Origin of the sequence: Streptomyces sp. NPDC048191 (assembly GCF_040652655.1) — a bacterium.
Taxonomy (GTDB): Bacteria; Actinomycetota; Actinomycetes; order Streptomycetales; family Streptomycetaceae; genus Streptomyces.
Genome location: NZ_JBEZMO010000002.1, coordinates 404,535 through 427,162 on the forward strand (window position 1 = coordinate 404,535; position 22,628 = coordinate 427,162).

21 protein-coding genes are annotated in these 22,628 nt (G+C 72.6%); 6 read left to right on the plus strand and 15 right to left on the minus strand.

Annotation, left to right across the window (positions count from 1 at the left end; genetic code table 11):
• Positions 1–88 precede the first annotated feature (88 nt).
• Complete coding sequence (locus tag AB0D93_RS04875; protein ID WP_362113517.1) at positions 89–157, plus strand: trp operon leader peptide; 69 nt, start codon at positions 89–91, stop codon at positions 155–157.
• A 93-nt stretch (positions 158–250) separates the two neighbouring features.
• Positions 251–2,128 (plus strand): anthranilate synthase family protein, encoded by a 1,878-nt coding sequence (locus tag AB0D93_RS04880; RefSeq protein ID WP_362112997.1) that lies wholly within the window; start codon positions 251–253, stop codon positions 2,126–2,128.
• A gap of 64 nt (positions 2,129–2,192) precedes the next feature.
• Here the strand turns inward: AB0D93_RS04880 and AB0D93_RS04885 are convergent, their stop codons facing one another.
• The 4 genes from AB0D93_RS04885 to AB0D93_RS04900 all read right to left on the minus strand — a co-directional run bounded on the left by AB0D93_RS04885 (position 2,193) and on the right by AB0D93_RS04900 (position 5,991).
• Positions 2,193–3,221 (minus strand): 6-phosphofructokinase, encoded by a 1,029-nt coding sequence (locus AB0D93_RS04885; RefSeq protein ID WP_362113000.1) that lies wholly within the window; start codon positions 3,219–3,221, stop codon positions 2,193–2,195.
• A gap of 117 nt (positions 3,222–3,338) precedes the next feature.
• Positions 3,339–4,016, minus strand: a complete 678-nt coding sequence (locus tag AB0D93_RS04890; protein WP_362113003.1) for a response regulator transcription factor — start codon at positions 4,014–4,016, stop codon at positions 3,339–3,341.
• Entirely contained in the window at positions 4,013–5,218 is a 1,206-nt protein-coding gene (locus tag AB0D93_RS04895) for a DUF5931 domain-containing protein (protein WP_362113006.1), read from the minus strand. Before AB0D93_RS04895 ends, AB0D93_RS04890 begins: the two co-directional genes overlap by 4 nt.
• Before the next feature lie 32 nt (positions 5,219–5,250).
• Positions 5,251–5,991 (minus strand): lysophospholipid acyltransferase family protein, encoded by a 741-nt coding sequence (locus tag AB0D93_RS04900; protein ID WP_362113520.1) that lies wholly within the window; start codon positions 5,989–5,991, stop codon positions 5,251–5,253.
• A 174-nt stretch (positions 5,992–6,165) separates the two neighbouring features.
• Here AB0D93_RS04900 and AB0D93_RS04905 point away from each other — a divergent pair, with 174 nt between their 5' ends.
• Both AB0D93_RS04905 and AB0D93_RS04910 read left to right on the plus strand, forming a co-directional pair.
• The gene (locus tag AB0D93_RS04905; RefSeq protein WP_362113009.1) at positions 6,166–6,945 is read left to right on the plus strand and encodes an alpha/beta fold hydrolase; all 780 of its coding nucleotides are present in this window, start codon (positions 6,166–6,168) and stop codon (positions 6,943–6,945) included.
• The gene (locus tag AB0D93_RS04910) at positions 6,938–7,495 is read left to right on the plus strand and encodes a hypothetical protein (protein ID WP_362113012.1); all 558 of its coding nucleotides are present in this window, start codon (positions 6,938–6,940) and stop codon (positions 7,493–7,495) included. The genes AB0D93_RS04905 and AB0D93_RS04910 overlap by 8 nt, the downstream gene beginning before the upstream one ends.
• 17 nt (positions 7,496–7,512) lie before the next feature.
• Here the strand turns inward: AB0D93_RS04910 and AB0D93_RS04915 are convergent, their stop codons facing one another.
• From AB0D93_RS04915 to AB0D93_RS04940, 6 genes are all read right to left on the minus strand, one after another.
• Positions 7,513–8,268, minus strand: coding sequence for an endonuclease/exonuclease/phosphatase family protein (locus AB0D93_RS04915; protein WP_362113015.1), 756 nt, complete (start codon positions 8,266–8,268; stop codon positions 7,513–7,515).
• Between the two features lie 68 nt (positions 8,269–8,336).
• On the minus strand, positions 8,337–9,290 hold the full coding sequence (locus AB0D93_RS04920; protein ID WP_362113018.1) for an ROK family glucokinase: 954 nt from the start codon (positions 9,288–9,290) through the stop codon (positions 8,337–8,339).
• Between the two features lie 67 nt (positions 9,291–9,357).
• A complete protein-coding gene (locus AB0D93_RS04925) occupies positions 9,358–9,858 on the minus strand; it encodes a DUF5304 domain-containing protein (protein WP_362113021.1) in 501 nt (166 codons plus the stop codon).
• 57 nt (positions 9,859–9,915) lie between these two features.
• Positions 9,916–11,091: an ArsA-related P-loop ATPase gene (locus tag AB0D93_RS04930; RefSeq protein ID WP_362113024.1), complete on the minus strand. Its 1,176-nt coding sequence runs from the start codon at positions 11,089–11,091 to the stop codon at positions 9,916–9,918.
• Positions 11,092–11,135: 44 nt separating this feature from the next.
• Complete coding sequence (locus AB0D93_RS04935; RefSeq protein ID WP_362113027.1) at positions 11,136–11,579, minus strand: SRPBCC family protein; 444 nt, start codon at positions 11,577–11,579, stop codon at positions 11,136–11,138.
• A gap of 111 nt (positions 11,580–11,690) precedes the next feature.
• Positions 11,691–12,488 (minus strand): metallophosphoesterase, encoded by a 798-nt coding sequence (locus AB0D93_RS04940; RefSeq protein ID WP_362113030.1) that lies wholly within the window; start codon positions 12,486–12,488, stop codon positions 11,691–11,693.
• Between the two features lie 296 nt (positions 12,489–12,784).
• On the opposite strand from AB0D93_RS04940, the gene AB0D93_RS04945 reads away from it, so the two are divergent.
• Entirely contained in the window at positions 12,785–14,581 is a 1,797-nt protein-coding gene (locus AB0D93_RS04945) for an AMP-dependent synthetase/ligase (protein ID WP_362113033.1), read from the plus strand.
• Positions 14,582–14,600: 19 nt separating this feature from the next.
• On the opposite strand, the gene AB0D93_RS04950 is transcribed toward AB0D93_RS04945, so the two are convergent.
• A complete protein-coding gene (locus AB0D93_RS04950) occupies positions 14,601–16,187 on the minus strand; it encodes a GMC oxidoreductase (RefSeq protein ID WP_362113036.1) in 1,587 nt (528 codons plus the stop codon).
• A 199-nt stretch (positions 16,188–16,386) separates the two neighbouring features.
• Positions 16,387–17,529: a glycosyltransferase family 4 protein gene (locus AB0D93_RS04955; RefSeq protein ID WP_362113039.1), complete on the minus strand. Its 1,143-nt coding sequence runs from the start codon at positions 17,527–17,529 to the stop codon at positions 16,387–16,389.
• A gap of 156 nt (positions 17,530–17,685) precedes the next feature.
• On the opposite strand from AB0D93_RS04955, the gene AB0D93_RS04960 reads away from it, so the two are divergent.
• Complete coding sequence (locus tag AB0D93_RS04960) at positions 17,686–18,921, plus strand: glycosyltransferase family 87 protein (RefSeq protein ID WP_362113042.1); 1,236 nt, start codon at positions 17,686–17,688, stop codon at positions 18,919–18,921.
• A gap of 124 nt (positions 18,922–19,045) precedes the next feature.
• On the opposite strand, the gene AB0D93_RS04965 is transcribed toward AB0D93_RS04960, so the two are convergent.
• The 3 genes from AB0D93_RS04965 to AB0D93_RS04975 form a co-directional block, all read right to left on the minus strand.
• Positions 19,046–20,239, minus strand: a complete 1,194-nt coding sequence (locus AB0D93_RS04965) for a hypothetical protein (RefSeq protein ID WP_362113045.1) — start codon at positions 20,237–20,239, stop codon at positions 19,046–19,048.
• 28 nt (positions 20,240–20,267) lie between these two features.
• Entirely contained in the window at positions 20,268–21,305 is a 1,038-nt protein-coding gene (locus tag AB0D93_RS04970; protein WP_362113048.1) for an NlpC/P60 family protein, read from the minus strand.
• A 271-nt stretch (positions 21,306–21,576) separates the two neighbouring features.
• On the minus strand, positions 21,577–22,614 hold the full coding sequence (locus AB0D93_RS04975) for an NlpC/P60 family protein (protein ID WP_362113051.1): 1,038 nt from the start codon (positions 22,612–22,614) through the stop codon (positions 21,577–21,579).
• Positions 22,615–22,628 lie beyond the last annotated feature (14 nt).

The window sequence follows — 22,628 nt, forward strand, 5'->3', positions numbered from 1 at the left end:
CGTGTCGCATGCCCCATCTTCTGGCTCGAAGGGTGAGACGCGACGGTTGTCCTGTGGACGGCGGTACGGGTGCGGTAGGGTTCGTGCCATGTTCGCGCCTTCGATCCGGAACTGCATGCAGAACTGGTGGTGGACCGCTTCTCCGGCGGCCCGCTGATCGCGCGTACTCAAGACTTCGCGAAGGCCGCCCGAGGGGCGGCCTTCGGCGTCTCCGGGGTCGTTCCTCACCGACATCGACGGAAGAGGACCCATGGACCTGGCACAGCTGCTGCTCGACGACCGCCCCTTCGCCCTGCTCCGCCGCCGCGCCCCCGGCCGTGACGAGCGGACGGTGGAACTGCTGATCGGCCCGGTGACCGGCCGCGACCGGCTCGCCGACCTGCCCGACGAGGGCCTCGCCCTGGTGCCGTTCCGGCAGATCCGCGAGCGCGGCTTCGACGTCCGCGACGACGGCACCCCGCTGCTGGTGCTGACGCCCGAGGAGACGTACGACATCCCGCTCGACGTGGCGCTGGCCCGGCTCCCGGCGCACGAGGTGCGCGTCGAGGGCGACGGCTTCGACGTCGGCGACGAGGCGTACGGCGAGATCGTCGGGCGGGTGCTGGCCGAGGAGATCGGCCGGGGCGAGGGCGCGAACTTCGTGATCCGGCGCACCTACGAGGGTGAGATCCCGGGGTTCGGCCGGGCCGACGCGCTGGCACTGTTCCGGCGGCTCCTGGAGGGCGAGCGGGGCGCGTACTGGACGTTCGTCGTGCACACCGGGGACCGCACGCTGGTCGGGGCCAGCCCCGAGGTGCATGTGCGGATGTCCGGCGGCACGGTCGTGATGAACCCGATCAGCGGGACGTACCGCTATCCCGCCGAGGGTCCGACCCCGGAGCGCCTCCTCTCCTTCCTCGCCGACGGCAAGGAGATCGAGGAGCTGTCGATGGTGGTCGACGAGGAACTCAAGATGATGTGCACCGTCGGCGACATGGGCGGGGTGGTCGTCGGACCGCGGCTGAAGGAGATGGCGCACCTCGCGCACACCGAGTACGAGCTGCGCGGCAGGTCCTCCCTGGATGCGCGGGAGGTGCTGAAGGAGACCATGTTCGCGGCGACGGTGACGGGGTCGCCGGTGCAGAACGCGTGCCGGGTGATCGAGCGGCACGAGGTCGGCGGCCGGGGCTACTACGCGGGCGCGCTGGCGCTGCTCGGGCGGGACTCCGGGGGCGCGCAGACCCTGGACTCCCCCATCCTGATCCGCACCGCCGACATCTCCGGCGACGGACGTCTGCGCGTCCCCGTCGGGGCGACGCTGGTGCGCGGCTCGGACCCGGCGGGCGAGGTCGCGGAGACGCACGCGAAGGCGGCGGGCGTGCTGGCGGCCCTCGGGGTACGGCCGTCCCGGCCGCGCGCGGAGCGGGAGCGGCCGCGGCTGGCCGACGACCCGCGGGTGCGGGCGGCACTGGACGGCCGGCGGGCCGCGCTCGCCCCCTTCTGGCTGCGGATGCAGGAGCCCGCGCAGGAACTGGCCGGCCAAGCCCTCGTCGTGGACGGCGAGGACACCTTCACCGCGATGCTGGCGCACGTGCTGCGCTCGGGCGGCCTGGAGGTCCGCGTACGGCGGTACGACGAGCCGGGGCTGCGGGCCGCCGTGCTCGCGCACGAGGGCCCGGTGGTGCTCGGCCCCGGACCCGGCGACCCGGCCGACCTCGCCGACCCGAAGATGCGGTTCCTGCGGGAGCTGACCGCCACGGTCGTCCGGGAGCACCGGCACGGGGTGCTGGGCGTCTGCCTGGGCCATGAGCTGATCGCGGCGGAGCTCGGGCTGGACATCATCCGCAAGGAGGTGCCGTACCAGGGGGCACAGACCACGATCGACCTGTTCGGGCGGGCCGAGACCGTCGGCTTCTACAACAGCTTCGTGGCGCGCTGCGACGACGGGGCGGCCCGGGAGCTGGCCGCGCACGGGATCGAGGTCAGCCGGGCGGCGAACGGCGAGGTGCATGCCCTGCGGGGCCCCGGGTTCGCGGGTGTGCAGTTCCACCCGGAGTCGGTCCTCAGCCTGAACGGGGCAGCGATCGTACGGGAGTTGACCGGCCGGCTGCGCGGGACGAGCACGTTCTCCGAGCAGACCTCCGTGTAGCCGGGGGAGTCGCGCGGGGTGCCGGGCCGCGAGGACCGGCCCGGCACCGCGTACGTGACCGGCCTCAGCCGAAGAAGACCCCCACCTCGGTGTACAGCTCCGGGTCCACGGTCTTCAGCCTGGCCGTGGCCTCGGCGAGGGGGACGCGGACGACGTCGGTGGCGCGCAGGGCGACCATCTTGCCGAAGTCGCCCTCGTGGACGCAGTCGATGGCGTGCAGCCCGAAGCGGGTGGCGAGCCAGCGGTCGAAGGCGCTCGGCGTGCCGCCGCGCTGGACGTGGCCGAGGACCGTGGTGCGTGCCTCCTTGCCGGTGCGGCTCTCGATCTCCTTGGCCAGCCACTCGCCGACCCCGGACAGCCGGACGTGCCCGAAGGAGTCCAGCGACCCGTCCTTGAGCACCATGTCGCCGTCCTTGGGCATGGCGCCCTCGGCGACGACCACGATCGGCGCGTACGACGCCCGGAAGCGGGAGGTCACCCAGGCGCAGACCTGGTCGACGTCGAAGCGCTGCTCCGGGATGAGGATGACGTTGGCACCGCCCGCCAGGCCGGAGTGCAGGGCGATCCACCCGGCGTGCCGGCCCATCACCTCCACGACCAGGACCCGCATGTGGGACTCGGCTGTGGTGTGCAGCCGGTCGATGGCCTCGGTGGCGATGTTGACGGCGGTGTCGAAACCGAAGGTGTAGTCGGTGGCCGACAGGTCGTTGTCGATCGTCTTGGGCACCCCGACGCAGGGCACCCCGTACTCGTCGGACAGCCGGGCGGCGACGCCCAGGGTGTCCTCGCCGCCGATCGCGACGAGCGCCTGGACGTCCAGCTTGGCCAGGTTGTCCTTGATCCGGCGGATGCCGTTCTCCGACTTGAGGGGGTTGGTGCGCGAGGAGCCGAGGATGGTGCCGCCGCGGGGCAGGATGCCGCGCACGGCGGGGATGTCGAGACGGACGGTGTCGCCTTCGAGGGGACCGCGCCAGCCGTCCCGGAAGCCGACGAAGTCATGGCCGTACTCCTGCACGCCCTTGCGGACGATGGCCCGGATGACGGCGTTGAGCCCGGGGCAGTCGCCGCCTCCGGTCAGTACTCCGACCCGCATGAAATGTCCCTTCGCCACGATGCCCTGACAGTCAGTCACGCTAACGGTGACCCAGGTCACACCGGGAGGGGCGGGACGGGTGATTTCGGCGCATTGCCGGAAGCCGGCGCGGCGGCTCTACTCGTCGTCGAGGCCGCGCTCTATGGCGTACCGCACCAGCTCCACCCTGTTGTGCAGTTGGAGCTTGCCGAGGGTGTTCTGCACGTGGTTCTGCACCGTGCGGTGGGAGATGACGAGGCGTTCGGCGATCTGCTTGTAGCTCAGGCCCTTGGCGACCAGCCGCAGCACCTCCGTCTCCCGGTCGGTGAGCCGGGGCGCGCCCGGTTCGTCGGCGTCGGGGGCGGGGGCCGGTTCGGAGGCCAGCCGACGGTACTCACCGAGGACCAGTCCGGCCAGGCCCGGCGTGAACACCGGGTCGCCGACGGCGGTACGGCGCACGGCGTCCAGCAGTTCCCCGGTGGACGCCGACTTCAGCAGATAGCCGGTCGCGCCGGACTTGACGGCCTCCAGCACATCGGCGTGCTCACCGCTCGCGGACAGCACGAGGACGCGCAACGCCGGGTTGTGGCCGACCAGTTCCCTGCACACCTGGACACCCGGCTTGGCCGGCAGGTTGAGGTCCAGCACGAGGACGTCCGGGGCGGCGGCCCTGGCACGGCGGACCGCCTGTTCGCCGTCGCCGGCGGTGGCGACCACCTCGAAGCCGGACTCGGCCAGGTCCCGGGCGACCGCGTCGCGCCACATGGGGTGGTCGTCCACCACCATGACCCTGATCGGGTCCTGCTGCTCGCTCATCGACGTCGCGCCTCCGCCTTCTTCGGTACCTTCAGTTCCACTTCCGTGCCCTGCCCGGGGACGGAGATCAGCTCGGCGCTGCCGCCCAGGTCGCGCAGCCGGCCCCGGATCGACTGGGCCACGCCGAGCCGGCCCTCGCCCTCGGCCTGCGCGAGCCGGCCCTCGGGGATGCCGGGGCCGTCGTCGCGGACGGTGACGACGACCTCGTCCGGCTCGTCCTCGACCAGGATCCAGGCCCGGGCCTGCTCCCCCGCGTGCCTGCGGACGTTGTCCAGGGCGGCGCCGACCGCGGCGGCCAGCTCCCGCGCGGCCGGCCGGGGCAGCCGGACCGGCGCGCCGGGCTCGGCCAGGCTCACCCGGGCACCCGCGCAGGCGGCGAGCAGGGAGCGCAGATCGACCGGCCCGTCGTCGTCCGGTTCCTCCACGGCGCGTACGACGGCCCCGGCCGCGGCGTCCTCCGACACCCGGGAGACCGGCACCAGACCGGCCGAGACCAGCGTGCGCAGCGCCACCTCCTGCTCCCCCGCGAGCCGCCCCAGCTCCGCCGCCTCGCCGCCGATCACCGCGCCGCGCCGCTGCACCATCGCCAGCACCTGGAGCACACCGTCGTGGATGTCCCGGGCCAGCCGCTCCCGCTCCCGGGTCGCGGCCTCGATCTCCAGGGCGCGGGCGAGGGTGCGCTCGGAGGCGCGGGCGACCTCCACGACGTAGCCGATGGCGATCGAGGCGACCCAGACCAGGATCAGGCTGTTCACGGTGTCCCGTGCGGGGTGGCCGCGCTCGACCAGGTTGGCCAGCGCGACCGGTGTGGAGGCGGTGGCGGCCCAGCGCCAGCCGCCCTTGATCGCGAAGGCGAGCACCGCACCGGCGGTCCATATGGACGGCAGCGTGGGGCCGCCCGCGATCCGCTGGTGGCTGTCGGCGAGCGGGGTGATCAGGACGCCGGTGAGGGCGATGGCCAGGTCGGCGGCCAGGAAGGGCTTGGTGCAGCTCGCCGCGTTGCGCACCCGGGGCAGGGTGGCGAGGGTCCAGACGAACAGGACGGCGAAGTAGCAGACGGCGATCCAGGGGCGTACGAAGAGGCCGTGCCTCGTGACGCCCAGGCCGATGGCGTACAGCATGGTCAGCACGCGGTAGCCGGCGAGCGCGCGCCACAGCGGCAGCTCGACCGACATCCGCGTCACGCGCTCGCGCTTCGGCATGTCCCCCCGTCCCCCGGCCCCCTGGTCAGGCCTCAGGCGTCTGTCTTCTTCTCCGCTTCCCTGGCCTTCTCCGCTTCCCTGGCCGCCTTCGCCGCCTCCGCGATCTGCCGCTTGGCCGCCGTCGCGTACATGTCGACGTACTCCTGGCCGGAGAGCTTCATGATCTCGTACATGACCTCGTCGGTCAGGGCGCGCAGGACGAAACGGTCGTGCTCCATGCCGAGGTAGCGGCTGAAGTCGAGCGGCTTGCCGATGCGGATGCCGGGCCGCATCAGCTTCGGCACCACCTTGCCCGGCGGCTGGATCTTCTCGGTGTCGATCATCGCGACCGGGATGACCGGCGCGCCGGTGGCGAGCGCCACGCGCGCGAGGCCGCCGGGCTTGCCCCGGTAGAGCCGGCCGTCGGGCGAGCGGGTGCCCTCGGGGTAGATGCCGAACAGCTCGCCGCGCTCCAGCACCTCTATGCCGCTCTTGATCGCGGCCTCGCCGGCGCCGCGCGCCCCGGAGCGGTCGACCGGGAGCTGTCCGACGCCCTTGAAGAAGGCCGCCGTGAGCCGGCCCTTGACCCCGGGCGTGGTGAAGTACTCGGCCTTCGCGATGAAGGTGACCTTGCGGTCCAGGACCGCCGGCAGGAAGAACGAGTCCGAGAAGGACAGGTGATTGCTCGCCAGGATGGCGGCGCCCTCGGCCGGTATGTTCTCCAGGCCTTCCACCCAGGGTCTGAAGGCGACCTTCAACGGCCCCCCGATGGCGACCTTCATCGTGCCGTACAACACCCGCTTGCCTCCCGTTTCCGTCGAACAGACCTTAACCCTTCAGGACTGTCAAAGGCCCCGACGACCCTGGTCGGTGTCGGTGCGGTCGCGTACGGTGAAGCACATCCGCGCGTTTCCCGCACGCCTTCACCGGCCACCGGTGGGGCCCCTTCAGGAACAGGAGCGTCGAAGGTGCCGGTCCTCCCCGGAGCCGAGCCGTACCGCCACGAGGGCGGGGAGGTGGGGGTTCTCCTCTGCCACGGCTTCACCGGCTCGCCCCAGTCGCTGCGCCCCTGGGCGGAGCACCACGCGGCCCACGGCCTGACCGTGTCGCTGCCGCTGCTGCCCGGCCACGGCACCCGCTGGGAGGACATGCAGGTCACCGGCTGGCAGGACTGGTACGCGGAGGTGGACCGGGAGCTGCGCGTGCTGTCCGAGCGCTGCTCCCAGGTGTTCGTCGCGGGCCTGTCGATGGGCGGCGCGCTGGCGCTCCGCCTCGCCGCGCGGCACGGCGAGCGGGTCACCGGCGCGGTGGTCGTCAACCCGGCCAACAAGGTGCACGGCCTGTCGGCGTACGCCCTTCCGGTGGCCCGGCATCTCGTACGGACGACGAAGGGCATCGCCAGCGACATCGCCAAGGAGGGCGCGGCCGAGCTGGGCTACGACCGGGTGCCGCTGCACGCGGCGCACTCGCTGCGGGTGTTCCTGCGCCGGCTGGACGGCGAGCTGCCCCAGGTCACCCAGCCGTTGCTGCTGCTGCGCAGCGCCCAGGACCATGTCGTCCCGGCCGCCGACTCGGCCCGGGTGCTCAGCCGGGTGTCGTCCACGGACGTGACGGAGATCGTGCTGGAACAGAGCTACCACGTGGCGACGTTGGACCAGGATGCGGACCGGATCTTCGAGGAGAGCCTCGCCTTCATGGGCCGGCTCGCACCCAGTCTCGGCAAGGAAGGGACGGCCACAGGTGGCTGAGCACGAGTCCGACCGCGAGGACCGCGGGGACCGCGAGCCGGAGGAGCAGAGCCCGCCCTTCGACGAGGACGCCGCCTGGCAGGCGATCGTCGCGGGGTACGGCGAGGAGCCGCCGGACCCGCCGGGCAGCAGGCCCTTCAAACGGGTGGAGGACCTGCCGCTGCCGGAGCCGGATGCCGAGAGCGACACCGACAAGGCCCCGGTCCGGCCGCTGGGCAGCTCGGTGTCCTTCGCGCCCGGTGTCGGCCCGCGCGACTACAGCCCGCCCGAGCCGTCCGAGGAGGACTTCGACGAGGACGACGAGGGTCACTTCGTCCCGCCGGAGCCGCCGCCGCTGCCGGCCGCCGACACCACCGCGAAGTTCGCCTGGCTGGGTGTCGTGGGCGGCCCGGTCCTGCTCCTGCTGGCGGTGGTGCTCGGCTGGGAGATGACCTGGTGGCTGACGACCCTCGGCATCGGCGGCTTCCTCGGCGGTTTCGCCGCGCTGGTGATGCGGATGCGCACGGACGACGAGGGGGACGACGACCCGGGCCGGGGCGCGGTGGTCTGAACCTCGTACAGTGCGGCTCAGGCCACCGGTACGCGCAGGGCGGCGAGGACCGGGAGGTGGTCCGTGGCCGCGATCAGGTCGGCCCCGGTGACGCCCGGCTGCTCCAGCGGCACCCCGCAGCCGAGCACCTCGACGCCCTTCGTGGCGAAGACGGCGTCGATGCGCCGGTGTGGTTCGCTGTACCGCCAGGTCTCAGCTCCGCCCCAGGGCGCCACCGCCCGGCAGTCCTGGAGGGCCCCGGCGAGCAGGCGGAAGGCGGGCCCGTCGGGGCCCTCGTTGAGGTCGCCGCCGGCGATGGCGTGCTCCACGCCCATACCGGCGAGGCGGTCCAGGAGCATGCCGGCCTGCTCACGGCGCTCGTCCCCCCGCAGGCTCAGGTGGCAGCTGAGCACGCCGATGCGAGCGGCGCCGAAACGCACCACCGCCGTGGCGAAGCCGCGCCGGTGGAGGCCGGGGGTCAGGGGCAGCAGGACGTCCTCCGTGCGCTCCACGGTGGCCCGCAGCGAGCACAGGATCGCCGGTCCCGCGGCGGTGGCGCCACCGGTGAGGATCACCTGGCCAGAGGCCGCCGCCAGCCGGGCGAGCTTCTTGCGCCAGCGGAAGAAGCGGGGGGCTTCCTGGACGAGGACCAGGTCGGGGGCGCAGGCGGTGATGATCCTGGCCAGGGCGTCCGTGTCGTCGCGCATCGAGCGGATGTTGTAGCTCAGGACGCGGATGACCGCGGAACCGTCGGATTCGGTACGGGAGTTGGGAAGCAGCGTGCTGGTCGCCATGCCGATCAACATACGACGATGCCCGCCCGTCCCGGGACCGGACGCGGCGGGCACTGTCGTGGGACCCACTACATGATCGGGTCGGGCTCCCGGGCCAGGTCGGCCGCTCCCACCAGGCCCGCCTTGTTGCCGAGCTGGGCCGCGATCACGTCGGCGACCGGGCGCCAGTTGCCGCCGACCAGCCAGCGCTTGTAGGACTTGCGGATCGGGTCGAGGACCAGCTCGCCCTCGTCGGAGAGGCCGCCGCCCACGATGAAGGCGGAGGGGTCGAAGAGGGAGGCCAGGTCGGCCAGGCCCGCGCCGGCCCAGCGGGCCAGCTCGCGGTAGGAGTCGACGGCGACCGGGTCGCCCTGACGGGCGGCCATGGAGATGTGCTTGCCCTCGATGCCGTCGGGGGTGCCGTCGCCGAGCGAGAGCAGCACCTCCGCGCTCTCGGGGGTGGCGTTGGCGCGCTGCTTGGCGTAGCGGACCAGGGCGCGGCCGGAGGCGTACTGCTCCCAGCAGCCCTGCGAGCCGCAGCCGCACAGCAGGCCGTCCGGGACCATCCGGATGTGGCCGAACTCCGCGGCCACGCCGAAGTGACCGCGGCGCAGCTTGTTGCCGATGATGATGCCGCCGCCGAGACCGGTGCCGAGCGTGATGCAGATGACGTTGCGGTGGCCCTTGCCGGCGCCGAACTTGTACTCGCCCCAGGCGGCGGCGTTGGCGTCGTTCTCGACCACGACCGGGAGGCCCACGCGGGCCTCGACCTTCTCCTTCAGCGGCTCCTGGCGCCAGTCGATGTTCGGCGCGAAGTACACCGTCGAGCGCTGCCGGTTGACGTAACCGGCCGCACCGATGCCCACGCCGACGATCTCGTGCCCGGCGCGCGCGCCCTCCACCGCCGAGGCGATGGCGTCCACGATGGCCTCGGGCGTGGTGGGGGTCGGCACCTTGAAGGTCGAGAGGATGTTGCCTTCCTCGTCGACCACGCCGGCCGCGATCTTGGTGCCGCCGATGTCGACGCCGATGGTGAGTCCCATGAATCCCTCAGTTTCGGTCGAGCCCCGCTACGGCCAACCGTACCCGAGGCCCTGCCGGGAAAGCGCTTCAGTCCAGGTCGATCCGCTCCCCCGGACCGGTGCCCTCGCCGCCGTCGCGCCGGTCGTCCCGCTGCTCGCGGGTCAGGTCGTCGGCGGTGCGGGCGGTCCAGCGGCGCTCCTGCGCCTGGACGGCGGAACGGTAGGCGGCGAGCAGTTCGCTGCCGGCCGCGGCCAGGTGGTCGAAGACGTCCGGATTGCGCTCCACGACCGGCTCGACGGCGGCTTTCGCCTGCTGGACCACCTGGCGCACCACCTGCTGGGCGGCCGGGCCGGCGAGGCTGCCGAGGAGCGGTGACGGCAGGCCGGACAGCTTGTCGGCCACCGTGTCCACGAGTTTCTTCAGTTCCTCCGCGGCCGAGCCCGGCTGCGGACCGTGCTCGGCGCGGCGGCGGGCCTTCTCGGCGGCGAGGTCCTCGGCGCAGGCCGTGGCCCAGGCGTCGGCGTCGGTCGCCCGGCCCTGTTCCTCGTGCTCCTCGGCCGGGCCGGATGCGGGACGCTCTTCGCTCATGGCGGACTCCTGACGACGGTTCGCCTTTACGACGTTACCCGAACGGGCGTGCCCGGTTCACCGTCCGCCGGCCGGCCAGAGGTCCGGGTCGGGGGCGAACCGGACCCGCAGCTCCCCCTCGCGCAGACCGGCCCCGGCGACGGTGCAGCGGCGCAGGGCGGACGGCAGCGGGACGATCCGCCGGAACGGGCCGACGGTGATCACGAGTTCGTCGCCGCGCCGGACCAGGTCCACCTCCTCCCGTATCGCGCCGGGCAGCGGGATGTGCCAGACCAGCACGCCGTCCTCGGCGATCCGGTCGGCGACGGGCCACTCGACCAGGGCGGGAGCCGGGTTGACGGCGGGTACGGCCAGGGCGGTGAGGTCGTCCTGGCCGCGCGGGTCGTGGCCGAGGTGGGGGACGGGGTGGACGGCGTACGGCTGGTCCTGCCAGTCGGCGAGCGTCTTGCGCTGCTGGGCGAGGAGCCCGGCGAACAGGCTGTCCGGCTCGGTCTCGGGCAGGGCGCGGTTGGCGATCAGTGCCTCGGTGCGCAGGCCGCGCAGGGCGAGGCCGAGGCGGGCGGCGCGTACGGCGTCGGCGCCCGCCGGACCGGGTTCGGCGACCAGGCGGACGGCGGTGTTCCGGTCGGTGAGGACGCTCTCGACGGCGGCCAGTTCGACGTCCCAGCGGGCCGCCGTCTCGTACAGCCAGTCGGCGGGCATGGGCACCCCGGCCAGCCGGCCGAGGACCGGGCGCAGGGCGCGGGCCGCCTGCCGCTCGGGCGGGAGCAGACGGCGCAGATAGCGACGCAGCTCCTCGGGGAGGGCGAGCAGGGCGAGGGCCTGTGGGAGGGCCGGGAGGTCGACGACGAGCAGGTCGAAGCGCTCGGACAGGGCGGCGTCCCTGAGGGCGCGCAGGAAGGACAGCTCCTCGGCGCCGGGCAGCGGGGTGACCTCCTCGGCGTCCAGGCGGGCGGCGCCGAGCAGGTCGAGGACGTTCGTGGCGCGGGTCTGGAAGGCGGTGAGGTCCTCGCGGAAGCGGGCGACGGCGTCGGGGCGCCAGGTGGTGAGGTTCGCCGCGGCCCGCCCGGGGGCCGGTCCTGTCGCGGAGCCCAGCGCGGCGCCGAGGGTGTCGGTGCGGTCGGCACCGAGCAGGAGGGTGCGGGCGCCTTCGCCCGCGGCGCGCTGTGCGGTGGCGGCAGCGATGGTGGTACGGCCGCTGCCGCCCGGGCCTGTGATCAGGATGGTGCGCATGAGGCTGAACGGTATCGTCGCGCGCGGTGTCCGCAGGGGGCCTGTTACTTCTCCCCCGACTCCACCCTCTTCTTCAGACCGGCCAGCGCGCGGTCGATGATGACCTTCTCCGCCTTGCGCTTGATCATGCCGAGCATGGGGATCTTGACGTCGACGGTCAGGAGGTAGGTGACCTCCGTGGTGCCGGGGCCGGTGGGCTTGAGGACGTAAGAGCCGTCCAGGGAGCGCAGCATCTGGGACTTGACCAGGGTCCAGGAGACCTCGTTCTCACCGGTCCACGTGTAGGCCAGCGTCTGGTCGTCCTTGATCGCCCCCGCGTCCATGACGAGGCGGACCTGCTCGGCGCGGCCCTGGTCGTCGGTTTCGAGGACCTCCGCCTCCTTCACCTCGCCCGTCCAGTCCGGGTAGCGGGCGAAGTCGGCGATCACCCCCATGACGTCGGCCGGTGCCGCCTCGATCGTGATGCTCGAGCTGGTGTGTTCCGCCATCGCCGTGGCTCCTCCAGATGCGGGCCGGTACAGAGGTCGTCGTGCGCACGTGTGTGCAGCGTGAAGGCTACCGCGCCGCCGACCTGCCGCCTTCACCCCGTGTCCCGCCGGTCACCATTCGAGCGCCCAGGGCCGGCCCGAGCCCGCGAAGTGGCCGACGTTCACGCACTCCGTCGCCCCGATCCGCATCCGCGGAACGAGCGGCTGGTGCACGTGCCCGAAGAGCGAATAGCGGGGCCTGGTACGGCGGATGGCGTCCAGCAGGGCGCGGCTGCCGCGTTCGAAGCGGCGGGCGACGGTGTCGTAGACCAGCTCGGGGACCTCCGGCGGTATGTGCGTGCACAGCACGTCGACCTCCCCGACCGCCTCGATCTTCGCCGCGTACTCCTCGTCGCCGATCTCGTACGGCGTGCGCATCGGGGTGCGCAGGCCGCCGCCGACGAAGCCGAAGGTCCAGCCGCCGATCTCCACCCGCTGGCCGTCGAGCACGGTGGTGCCGGGGCGGGCGTACTCCCGCCACAGCGGGGGCATGTCGACGTTGCCGTAGGTGGCGTACGTCGGCGTGGGGAACGCGGCGAACAGCTCGGCGTACTGCTTGCGCACCGCCTTCTCGATGGCCCCGGCCCGGTCCCCGCCGATGCCGGCCCACAGCCGGGCGCCGAACTCCCGGGCCTCCTCGAAGCGGCGGGCGGTGCGCAGCTCGACGATGCGGTCGGCGTTCTCCCTGCCGAACAGGTCCGGGAAGATGCCGCGCGAGTGGTCGGCGTAGTCGAGGAAGAGCACGAGGTCGCCCAGGCATATCAGGGCGTCGGCACCCTCGCCGGCCCGGGCCAGGTCCCGGGCGTTGCCGTGCACGTCACTGACCACATGGACGCGCGTCCTTCGGTTGCCGGAGGGTGTGGGAGCCATGGTGATCAAGGGTAGGCCTGTGCGGTGTGCGTGAACAGTGTCGGTCCGGCCTGCGGTTACTCGCCGGTCGGTTCAGCCGTGGACTACTGTGCGCGAAGGAACGCCAACATGTGTGACGCAGCGAACATCTCACCGGGAACCCCTGTCGGGAACGCCATACCGGCGGGTAACGTCCGGGCAGTCCAGTCGTGCTCTGGTTTTCAACAGCTGAATTCCCGAGCACTTGCCCGAGCCTTGGACCGCACCGTCGCATCACACAGAGTCGTGGCGCCGGCGCCCTATGAGGAGCAGCAGTCTTGCGCGAGTTCAGCCTTCCGGCTTTGTACGAGGTCCCTGCGGACGGCAACCTGACCGACATCGTCCGCAGAAACGCCGCGCAGCATCCCGACGTCGCCGTCATCGCCCGCAAGGTCGGCGGAGTCTGGCAGGACGTGACGGCCCGGCAGTTCCTGGCCGAGGTGCACACCGCCGCCAAGGGCCTCATCGCCGCCGGCGTCCAGCCGGGCGACCGGGTGGGCCTGATGTCCCGCACCCGCTACGAGTGGACGCTCCTGGACTTCGCGATCTGGAGCGCGGGCGCGGTCACCGTGCCGGTGTACGAGACCAGCTCCCCGGAGCAGGTGCAGTGGATCCTGTCCGACTCGGGCGCGACCGCCTGCGTCGTGGAACTGGACACCCACGCGGCGGCCGTGGAGGCGGTGCGCGAGTCGCTGCCCGCCCTCAAGCACGTCTGGCAGATCGAGGCCGGCGGCGTCGAGGAGCTCGCGCGGCTCGGACAGGACGTGTCGGACGAGACGGTCGAGGAGCGCGGCTCGCTCGCCAAGGCCGACGACCCGGCGACCATCGTGTACACGAGCGGCACGACCGGCCGCCCCAAGGGCTGTGTGCTCACCCACCGCAACTTCTTCGCCGAGTGCGGCAACATCGTGGAGCGGCTGCGCCCGCTGTTCCGTACCGGCGAGTGCTCGGTCCTGCTCTTCCTGCCGCTCGCGCACGTCTTCGGCCGGCTCGTGCAGATCGCGCCGATGATGGCGCCGATCAAGCTCGGCTGCGTCCCCGACATCAAGCACCTCACCGACGAGCTGGCCGCCTTCCGGCCGACGCTGGTCCTCGGCGTCCCGCGCGTCTTCGAGAAGGTCTACAACTCCGCGCGCGCGAAGGCGCAGGCGGACGGCAAGGGCGCGGTCTTCGACAAGGCGGCGGACACCGCGATCGCCTACAGCAAGGCGCTGGACAGCGCCTCCGGCCCGTCGTTCGGCCTGAAGGTCAAGCACAAGGTCTTCGACCGGCTGGTCTACAGCAAGCTGCGCGCGGTGCTCGGCGGCCGGGGCGAGTACGCCATCTCCGGCGGTGCCCCGCTGGGCGAGCGGCTCGGCCACTTCTTCCGGGGCATCGGCTTCACGGTGCTGGAGGGCTACGGCCTGACCGAGTCCTGTGCGGCGACCGCGTTCAACCCGTGGGACCGGCAGAAGATCGGCACGGTCGGTCAGCCGCTGCCGGGCTCGGTGGTGCGGATAGCGGACGACGGCGAGGTGCTGCTGCACGGCGAGCACCTGTTCAAGGAGTACTGGAACAACCCGGGCGCGACCGCCGAGGCGCTGGCCGACGGCTGGTTCCACACCGGTGACATCGGCACCCTGGACGAGGACGGCTACCTCAGGATCACCGGCCGGAAGAAGGAGATCATCGTCACCGCGGGCGGCAAGAACGTGGCGCCGGCGGTGATCGAGGACCGGATCCGGGCGCACGCGCTGGTCGCGGAGTGCATGGTGGTGGGCGACGGGCGGCCGTTCGTGGGCGCGCTGGTCACCATCGACGAGGAGTTCCTGGGCCGTTGGGCCGAGGAGCACGGCAAGCCGGCGGGTGCCACCGCGGCGTCGCTGAAGGACGACCCGGATCTGAACGCGGCGATCCAGGCGGCCGTCGACGACGGCAACGCCGCGGTGTCGAAGGCGGAATCGGTGCGGAAGTTCCGCATTCTGTCCTCCCAGTTCACGGAGGAGTCGGGCCACCTCACCCCGTCGCTGAAGCTCAAGCGGAACGTGGTGGCGAAGGACTACGCGGACGAGATCGAGGCGATCTACGCCAAGTAGCCGGCTCTTTGGAAGAGCCTCATGGCGCGGTGTCCTCGGCGAGGACCCGCGCCATCGTGCGTTCGGCGAGCGCGGTGATGGTGACGAAGGGGTTCACGCCGATGTTGCCGGGCACGAGCGAGCCGTCGGTGACGTACAGCCGGTCGTAGCCCTTCACCCGGCCGTAGTCGTCGGTGGCCCTGCCGAGGACGCAGCCGCCGAGCGGGTGGTAGGTGAAGTCGTCGGCGAAGACCTTCCCGGCGGAGCCGAACAGGTCGTAGCGGTAGATGGTCGCGTTGGCCAGGTTGATCCGGTCGAACAGCTTCTTGGCCATGCCCACCGACACCGCGCTCTGGGCGGCCGTCCAGCCGAGCCGCACCGCGCCGGAGGCGGAGTCGTACGTGAACGAGGCCCGCTCGGGGTTCTTGGTGATCGCGAGGTACAGGCTGATCCAGTGCTCGAACCCCATGGGCAGCGGGGCGATCTCGGCGAAGACCGGGTTGTCGGTGTTGGCCCAGTCGTCGATGCCCATCACGGGCATGGTCGCCTCGTCGGCGCCGACGGTGTCCCAGATGTGGTTGGCCCGGCCCAGCATGGTGTTGCCGTTGGGGCCCCAGCCCGCGCCCACGGCGGAGTTCAGGTCGGGCAGGGTGCCGGTGTCCCGGGCGCGGACGAGGAGTTCGGTGGTGCCGAGGCTGCCGCCGCCGAGGAAGAGGGAGGTGCAGCTGTACTGCTTGGTCTCGACGACCGCGCCGGTGGTGTCGATGCGGTCGGCGGTCAGCACGTACGACCCGTCGCCGGCCCGGCTGACGGACCGCACCTTCTCCAGGGTGTGGATGGTGACGTTGCCGGTGCCGAGAGCGGCGGCCAGATAGGTCTTGTCGAGGCTGCGCTTGCCGTGGTTGTTGCCGTAGATGACCTCGCCGGCGAGCGCGGACCTCGTGGCCGTGCCGGCCGCCTCCTGCTGCATGTAGCCGAAGTCGTAGACGTTGGGCACGAAGGTGGTCTTCAGGCCCGCGTTGCCGGCGGCCTTCCGGGAGGTGCGGGTGAACCGGTACCACTCGGTGGACTCGAACCACGCCGGGTCGATCGTGTTGACACCGAGCATGGCGCGGGCGCGGGGGTAGTAGGTGCCGTACATCTCGTCGGCGTCCACGGTCGGGAACTGCTCGGTGAAGTACGACTTCAGGGGCGTGACCGCCATGCCGCCGTTGACGAGGGAGCCGCCGCCGACGCCGCGGCCGACGTAGACGGACATGTGGTCGTAGTGCACGCGGTCCAGGACGCCGGGATAGGGGCTGATGCCCTTGTTGACCACGTCCAGCCAGAGGAAGGTGGCGAGCGGGGCCTCGGTGCGGGTGCGGAACCACATGGAGCGCTGGTCGGGGGCGCTGGTGGAGCAGAACACCTTGCCGTCGGCGCCGGCGGTGTTCCAGAGCTCCCCCATCTCGAGCACGAGGGTGCGGATGCCGGCCTGGCCGAGGCGGAGGGCGGCGACCGCCCCGCCGTACCCGGAGCCGACGACCATCGCCGGGGCGGACTCGACCGCGTCCGGCTGCACCGCTCGGGCCGACTGGAGACCGATGCGGGTGAAGCCGAGGGCAGCTGCTGTCTGCAGCGCTGCCATACCGAGTAGGTGACGTCGCGTCAGCTGACGTCTCATCAGGTTTGCTGTCATGTGCGCAGCATGGGCGGATTACGGGGTTCCGCCAAGGGCTCCGCCGGAGAGCGGGGGTGCCATCCGGGTGCCGGGCACTCGTGGCGGGCGACTGCGGGCCCATCGTGGCTCGTCGCGCCGTTCCCCGCGCCCCTTCGGGGCGCCTCCCCTAGAGCAAGTCCTCAAGTTTCTCGGCGAGCAGGTCCCAGCGCCACTTCTCCTCGACCCACCGTCTGCCGCGCTCCCCCATCGTGCGCCGCAGCGCGGGGTCTTGCAGCAGGGGCACGATGCGGTCTGCCGTCCCGACCGGGTCACCGCCCCTGACCACCCACCCCGTCTCCCCGTCGAGCACCGCGTCCGGCGCGCCGCCCGAGTCGCCCGCGACCACCGGCAGGCCCGTGGCCGACGCCTCCAGGTAGACGATGCCGAGGCCCTCCACGTCCAGGCCGCCGCGGCGGGTGCGGCAGGGCATGGCGAAGACGTCGCCGGCGCCGTAGTGGGCGGGCAGTTCGGACCAGGGGACGGCGCCGGTGAAGCGGACGGAGTCGCCGACGCCGGTCTCGGCGGCCATCCGCCGCAGGTCCCGCTCGTAGGGGCCGCCGCCGACGACGAGCAGGACGGTGTCCGGCTCGGCGGCCAGGATGCGGGGCATGGCCCGGATGAGGGTGTCCTGACCCTTGCGCGGGACCAGCCGGGAGACGCAGACCACGACCGGGCGGTCCGTGAGGCCGAGCCGGGCGCGGACCTCGTCGCCGCCGGATCCGGGGTGGAACGTCTTCTCGTCGACGCCCGGCGGCAGCTGGACCATGCGGGCGGCGGCGGCCGGAGTGAGCGCGGTGGCGATGCGCGACCGTGTGTACTCGCCCAGGTACGTGAGCGTGTCCGTCGTGTCACCGATCCGCCGCAGCAGGTGCCGGGCGGCGGGCAGCTGGGCCCAGCCCGCCTCGTGGCCGTGCGTGGTGGCCACCAGCCGCTCGGCGCCCGCCTTGCGGAGGGCGGGGGCCATCAGGCCGAGCGGGGCCGCCGCGCCGAACCACACCGAGGTGCACCCGTGCTCGCGCAGCAGTCCGACCGCCCGCCGGGTCGCCCGCGGGGTGGGCAGCAGCATGGTCGTACGATCGCGGACGACGGTGAAGGGCTGCTCGGCGTCGAAGTCGGCGGTGGCCCGGGCGCCCTCCCGGCCGCGCTTCCAGGTGGAGGCGTAGACGACCAGCCGGCCGGGGTCCAGGCGGAGGGCCATGTTGTGCAGGAAGGCCTGGATGCCGCCCGGCCGGGGCGGAAAGTCGTTGGTCACGATCAGGGTCTTGTGCATCGCCGCCGACCCTACCGAATCGGCCGTACCCGGCCGGGACCGAATGGGCCGTCCCGGGCCGGACGCGGCGGGGTTCGTGGCATGGGCACAGCCACGCTTGCCATCATGGTCCCGCGACGCGGAGATCGCGGCGGACATCGAACGTCAGGGGAGCACGTGGAGACGAAGGGCGCCGGGCGGTCCCTGGCATGGCTGCTCGCGACCTGGGTGGTCACCCGTGTGCTGCTGCTGTTGTTCGTCTACGGGGTGTTCGCCTTCTCGGACCTGGACGTCACCTCCGACGTCTCGGTGACCTACCGGGGCTGGTACGAGGTGCTGCGGCACGGAACGTTTCCGCTCGACGACGTGACCTGGCAGTACCCGCCGGCCGCCGCCCTGCCGGTGCTCGCCCCCGCCGCGCTGCCCTTCCTGTCCTACACGCACGCCTTCTTCGTGCTGGCCCTCCTCGCCGACGCGGTCGTCCTGGCGCTGCTGCTGTTTCCGGCCCGGCGCCCGGACCGGTCGTCGTACGGCGCCTGGGTCTGGGTGGCGGGCGTGCCGCTGCTCGGCCCGACGGTCTACGCCCGCTACGACGTGATGGTGACCGCGGTGGCCGTGGCGGCGCTGCTGGCCGGGGCCCGGCATCCGCGGCTGATGGGCGCGCTGACCGCGTTCGGGGCCATGCTGAAGGTGTGGCCGGCGCTGCTGCTGGCCGGTGCGGTACGGCGCCGGGCGTGGTGGTCGGCGGCGGTCACCGCGTCCGGGCTCGCGGCGCTGTTCGCGGTGTCCATGCCGGGTGCCTTCGCCTTCCTGGCCTTCCAGCGGGAGCGGGGCACCGAGGTGGAGTCGCTGGGCGCGCTGGTCTTCCATGTGGCCCGGCACTTCGGCTGGCACGGACAGGTGCTGCTGAACTACGGGTCGATCGAATTCCTCGGCCCGCACGTGGACCAGGTCAGTGCGGCGGCGATGACGCTGACGGGGGCGGCCTTCGGCTGGCTGCTGCTGTGGCGGCTGCGGGCGGCCCGGATGGCGCCGCACACGCTCGCGGAGGCGGCCTTCACCGCCGTCCTGCTGTTCACGGTCACCAGCCGGGTGATCAGCCCGCAGTACCTGGTGTGGCTGATCGGCCTGGCCGCGGTCTGTGTGTCGTACCGGGCGAGCCGGATGGGGGCGCCCGCGCTGATGGTGGTGGCCGCGTCGTTCGTGACGGTCCTGGAGTTCCCGATCGGCTTCGGGCACGTGGTGGTCAGCGACCGGTACGGCGTCCTGCTGCTGGCGCTGCGCAACGGCCTGCTGGTCGCGGCCTCGGTCATGGCGGGCCGCCGGCTGTGGCGCTCGACCGTGCCGCCGGCCCCCTCCGCGCCGCTGCCGCCCCAGCCGACCCGGCCGCGCAAGGCCCCGGTCTCCCCCTGACTCAGCCGGCACGCACCGCTGCGGGTCGCCCGGGCCACCGGGAAGGCGAGCGGGCCTGGCGGTGCGAGGCCGTCGAGATGCTCGCCGGGGCCGGCCGAGCGCTCTGCACGGTGCGGGGACGAGGTCACTCGGTCCGGGACAGCTGGGCGCGCAGATACGCGCGCCACTGCCCGGTGAAGGCCTCGGGCGTGGTGCCGAGCACCTTCCGCAGGGCGTCCTCGACCGCGCCCGCCCGCCTGTCGTGGGCGCCGACGGCACGGTAGAAGGCGTCGAGCCGGGCCGTGCCCCAGTGGTCGGCGATCATCCGGCAGGCCAGCCAGCCGCCCTCGTAGGCCTGGGCGAGCTCGGCCGGTTCGCTGGTGAAGCCGAAGTCCTTGTCGGCCGGGAGCGCGCTGGGCGGACGGCCGTCCTGGACGGCACGGGTGAGCTCCGGGGCCGCCTCGGTGGGGGTGCGGCCGGTGCCGAGGTAGCCGATCCAGTCCGCGTAGCCCTCGGACAGCCACAGCGGGGTCGCGGCGGTGGTGTGCGCGCGGGTGGCCACATGGGTGGTCTCGTGGGTGAGCACCACCTGCTTGCCCAGGTCGCCGAGGATGGCGTACGCCTCCGGGTTGACGACCACCCGGTCCGCGGGCGCCCGGCCGGAGCCGCCCGCCTCGCCGGTGGTGACGGCGGCGATGCCCCGGTAGTTCGAGGCGGGCGAGCCCAGCAGCCCCGCCATGCCCTGAAGGGACCGCGGGACGAGGACGACGACATGGCGGCTCCAGTCGGTGCCCCAGGCCCGGGAGACGGCCGGGACGGCGCGGTCGGCCAGCCTGGCGTACGCACGCAGGGCGGCGGCCGTCCGGCCGGTGCCCAGCACGAGGCTGTGGGTGCCCTTGACGGCCGTCACCGGGCCCTGGTCCCACAGCTGCTGCCCGGCCTGCCCGGCGGGCTTGTCGGCGGTGACGTACCACTTCCCGTCGGCGGTGCGGCCGAGGGTGAGGGTGCGGCGGGCGTCCACGGGGGCCCGGTCGTACCCGGCGACGCGGTAGCTGAGGTCGGCGTCGGCGGTGGCACCGGAGGCGGTGCGGCGCACGTCGGTGACCCGGTAGGACCAGCCGGCCAGCGGGAGGGCGCGCAGCCGGGTGTACTGCGCCGCCGTGCCCGTCGCCTCGTACGCCGTCTCGTCGTGGCCGAGGAGGGCGGCGGAGCGCCGGTCGAGCAGATGCTGCACCTCGGTGCGGGCGGAGTCGGCCGGCGGGCCGCCGCACCCGGCCAGGGGGAGCAGCAGACCCAGCCCCACCGCCCCGATGCTCCACACCCCTCTGCGACCAGCCATTTCCCGATCGTAACGGCGAGCGGTGCGGTCAGGGCCGGGTGACCGAGGAGATCGGCATCATCCCGACCGGGTCGTAGCGCACCGCCGCGCCCGGATAGGGGGCGTGGATGACCTGGCCGTTGCCGACGTACATCCCCACATGGCTGGCGTCGGAGCGGTAGACGACCAGGTCGCCGGGGCGGGCCTGGGAGAGCGGGATCCGCCGGCCGGCGGAGCGCTGCTCCTGCGAGGTGCGCGGCAGCTGGATCCCGGCGTGCGCGTACGCCCACTGCATCAGGCCCGAGCAGTCGAAGCCGGAGGGGCCGTTGGCGCCCCACACGTACGGGCGGCCCAGGGCGGTGCGGGCGGCGGCCACCGCGGCGGCGGCGCGGGCGTCGGTGGCGGCGCCGCCGGTCAGGTCGGTCAGGTCGGTCAGGTCGGTCAGGTCGACACGGCCGGAGTCGTCGGAGCGCGAGGTCCGGTCGAAGGCGGCGCGTTCGGCGGCCGGGAGCGCGTTGAGCAGCTTCCGGGCCCTGGCGAGCTTCTCCCCGACGGTCCGCTTGTGCGCGGCCACGGCCTTGCGGCTGACCTCCAGCGCGGCGAGCTTCCCGGCCGCCTGCGCGCGTTCCTGCGCGAGCTCCCGCATCGCCGACTGCAACTCCCGTAGCTGGCCCGCCTGGTGGGCGCCGATGCGGTCGAGGGTGGACGCCCTGTCGAGGTAGTCGGCGGGGTCGTCGGAGAAGAGCAGCGCGACGGACGGGTCGATGCCGCCCGCGCGGTACTGGGCGCCGGCCAGCGAACCGAGCTGTTCGCGCAGGGTGTTGACGCGCTGCTGCTGCCGGGCGATGTGGTCCTGGGCGTCGCGCACCTCGCGGCGCAGCGCGCCCGCCCGCTCCTGGGCCTTGTCGAAGGCCTGGGTCGCCTGCTCCGCGTCCTGGTAGAGCCGGTCCACCTCGGCACGGGTGTCGCCGTGCGGAGCCGCGTGCGCGGGTACGGCGCCGAGCGCGGCGGTCGCGGCGGACAGCAGGCACAGGGCGACGGCGCCCCGGTCGAATCCGGAGGAGGCAAGGCGGCGGTGAGACCCCACGGCAGTCCTTCTGCTGGCGGACAGAGACTGATCCCCCGGCGCCTGGGGACGGGGAGACCCCGGCACCGGGGAAACGCGGCAGACAGTAGCCGTGCGGAAGGACCCCGGCCGACGACCGTGGCGGCAACACACAGTGACGCCCCGCCGCTGACCCAGGTCAGTGGCGGGGCGTGGAGTCAGTTCCGGTCCAGGGGATTCGCCCGTTCGGGCGCCGCCGGGTCAGCGTTTCTCCCGCCGTCGCGGGGGTATCAGACCCGGTTTCGGGGGGGTGTCAGACCCGGACGCCGAACTGGAACGGCATGTCGGACATCGCCTCGTAGCGGACCACGGCACCGGTGTGTGGGGCGTGCAGCACCTGGCCGTTGCCGGCGTACAGGCCGACGTGGTGGATGTCGCCGTAGAAGAACACCAGGTCGCCGACCTTGAGCTGGCTCTGGTCGTAGATCCGGGTGCCGATGGTGGCCTGCGACTCGGAGGTGCGCGGTATGGAGACACCGGCCTGGGCGTAGGCGTAGGAGGTCAGGCCCGAGCAGTCGAAGGAGGACGGACCGGTGGCGCCGTAGACGTACGGCTTGCCGAGCTGGGCCTGGGCGGCGGAGAAGGCGGCGGCGGCACGGCCGGAGGCGGGCGGGGCGTCACCCAGGTTCACGCGCTCGCTGGAGGAGCGGTCGGCGCGCGCCTGCTGGGCGGCCAGCTCCTGCTTCTCCTTGGCGGTCAGGGTGTTGAGGACCTTCTGCGCGTCGGCGAGCTTGCCCTGGACTTCCTTCTTCTTCTGCTCCAGCTCGGTGCGCGTGGAGGAGAGGTCCTTGAGCTTCTCGGCGGCTTCCGCCCGCTCCTGGGCGAGTTCGCGCTGTTTGTCCTGGATCTTCTTCAGCGCGTCGACCTGCTGGGCGCTCAACTGGTCGAGCGTGGAGGCCTTGTCGAGGAAGTCGTCCGGGTTGGAGGACAGGAAGAGCTGGACCGAGGGGTCGATGCCGCCGGAGCGGTACTGCGAGGTGGCCAGCGAACCCAGGCCGTCGCGCAGCTTGTTGAGGTCCTGCTGACCCCGGGCGACGTTGTCCTGGATGGTGGATATTTCCTTCTGCAGCTTCTGCTGCTTCTCCTTCGCGCCGTTGTACTTCTCGGTGGCCTGCTCGGCCTCCTGGTACAGCTTGTCGACCTTGGCCTTGACCTGGTCCTTGCTGAGCTTCTGGCTCGGCGCGGCGTTGGCGGCGTTCGCGCTCAGCACGACGGCAGCGGCGGCGGCGGTGGTGGTCAGCACGGTCACGCGGGCGCGACTCTGCTGCTTGGGTCGACGGTGGGACGCCACGGAGGACGAACTCC

Coding starts and splice junctions, on each gene's coding strand:
- AB0D93_RS04880 (WP_362112997.1), top strand. CDS start 251: ATGGACCTGGCACAGCTGCTGCTCGACGACCGCCCCTTCGCCCTGCTC.
- AB0D93_RS04885 (WP_362113000.1), bottom strand. CDS start 3,221: ATGCGGGTCGGAGTACTGACCGGAGGCGGCGACTGCCCCGGGCTCAAC.
- AB0D93_RS04890 (WP_362113003.1), bottom strand. CDS start 4,016: ATGAGCGAGCAGCAGGACCCGATCAGGGTCATGGTGGTGGACGACCAC.
- AB0D93_RS04895 (WP_362113006.1), bottom strand. CDS start 5,218: ATGCCGAAGCGCGAGCGCGTGACGCGGATGTCGGTCGAGCTGCCGCTG.
- AB0D93_RS04915 (WP_362113015.1), bottom strand. CDS start 8,268: ATGGCGACCAGCACGCTGCTTCCCAACTCCCGTACCGAATCCGACGGT.
- AB0D93_RS04920 (WP_362113018.1), bottom strand. CDS start 9,290: ATGGGACTCACCATCGGCGTCGACATCGGCGGCACCAAGATCGCGGCC.
- AB0D93_RS04925 (WP_362113021.1), bottom strand. CDS start 9,858: ATGAGCGAAGAGCGTCCCGCATCCGGCCCGGCCGAGGAGCACGAGGAA.
- AB0D93_RS04930 (WP_362113024.1), bottom strand. CDS start 11,091: ATGCGCACCATCCTGATCACAGGCCCGGGCGGCAGCGGCCGTACCACC.
- AB0D93_RS04935 (WP_362113027.1), bottom strand. CDS start 11,579: ATGGCGGAACACACCAGCTCGAGCATCACGATCGAGGCGGCACCGGCC.
- AB0D93_RS04940 (WP_362113030.1), bottom strand. CDS start 12,488: ATGGCTCCCACACCCTCCGGCAACCGAAGGACGCGCGTCCATGTGGTC.
- AB0D93_RS04950 (WP_362113036.1), bottom strand. CDS start 16,187: ATGGCAGCGCTGCAGACAGCAGCTGCCCTCGGCTTCACCCGCATCGGT.
- AB0D93_RS04955 (WP_362113039.1), bottom strand. CDS start 17,529: ATGCACAAGACCCTGATCGTGACCAACGACTTTCCGCCCCGGCCGGGC.
- AB0D93_RS04965 (WP_362113045.1), bottom strand. CDS start 20,239: ATGGCTGGTCGCAGAGGGGTGTGGAGCATCGGGGCGGTGGGGCTGGGT.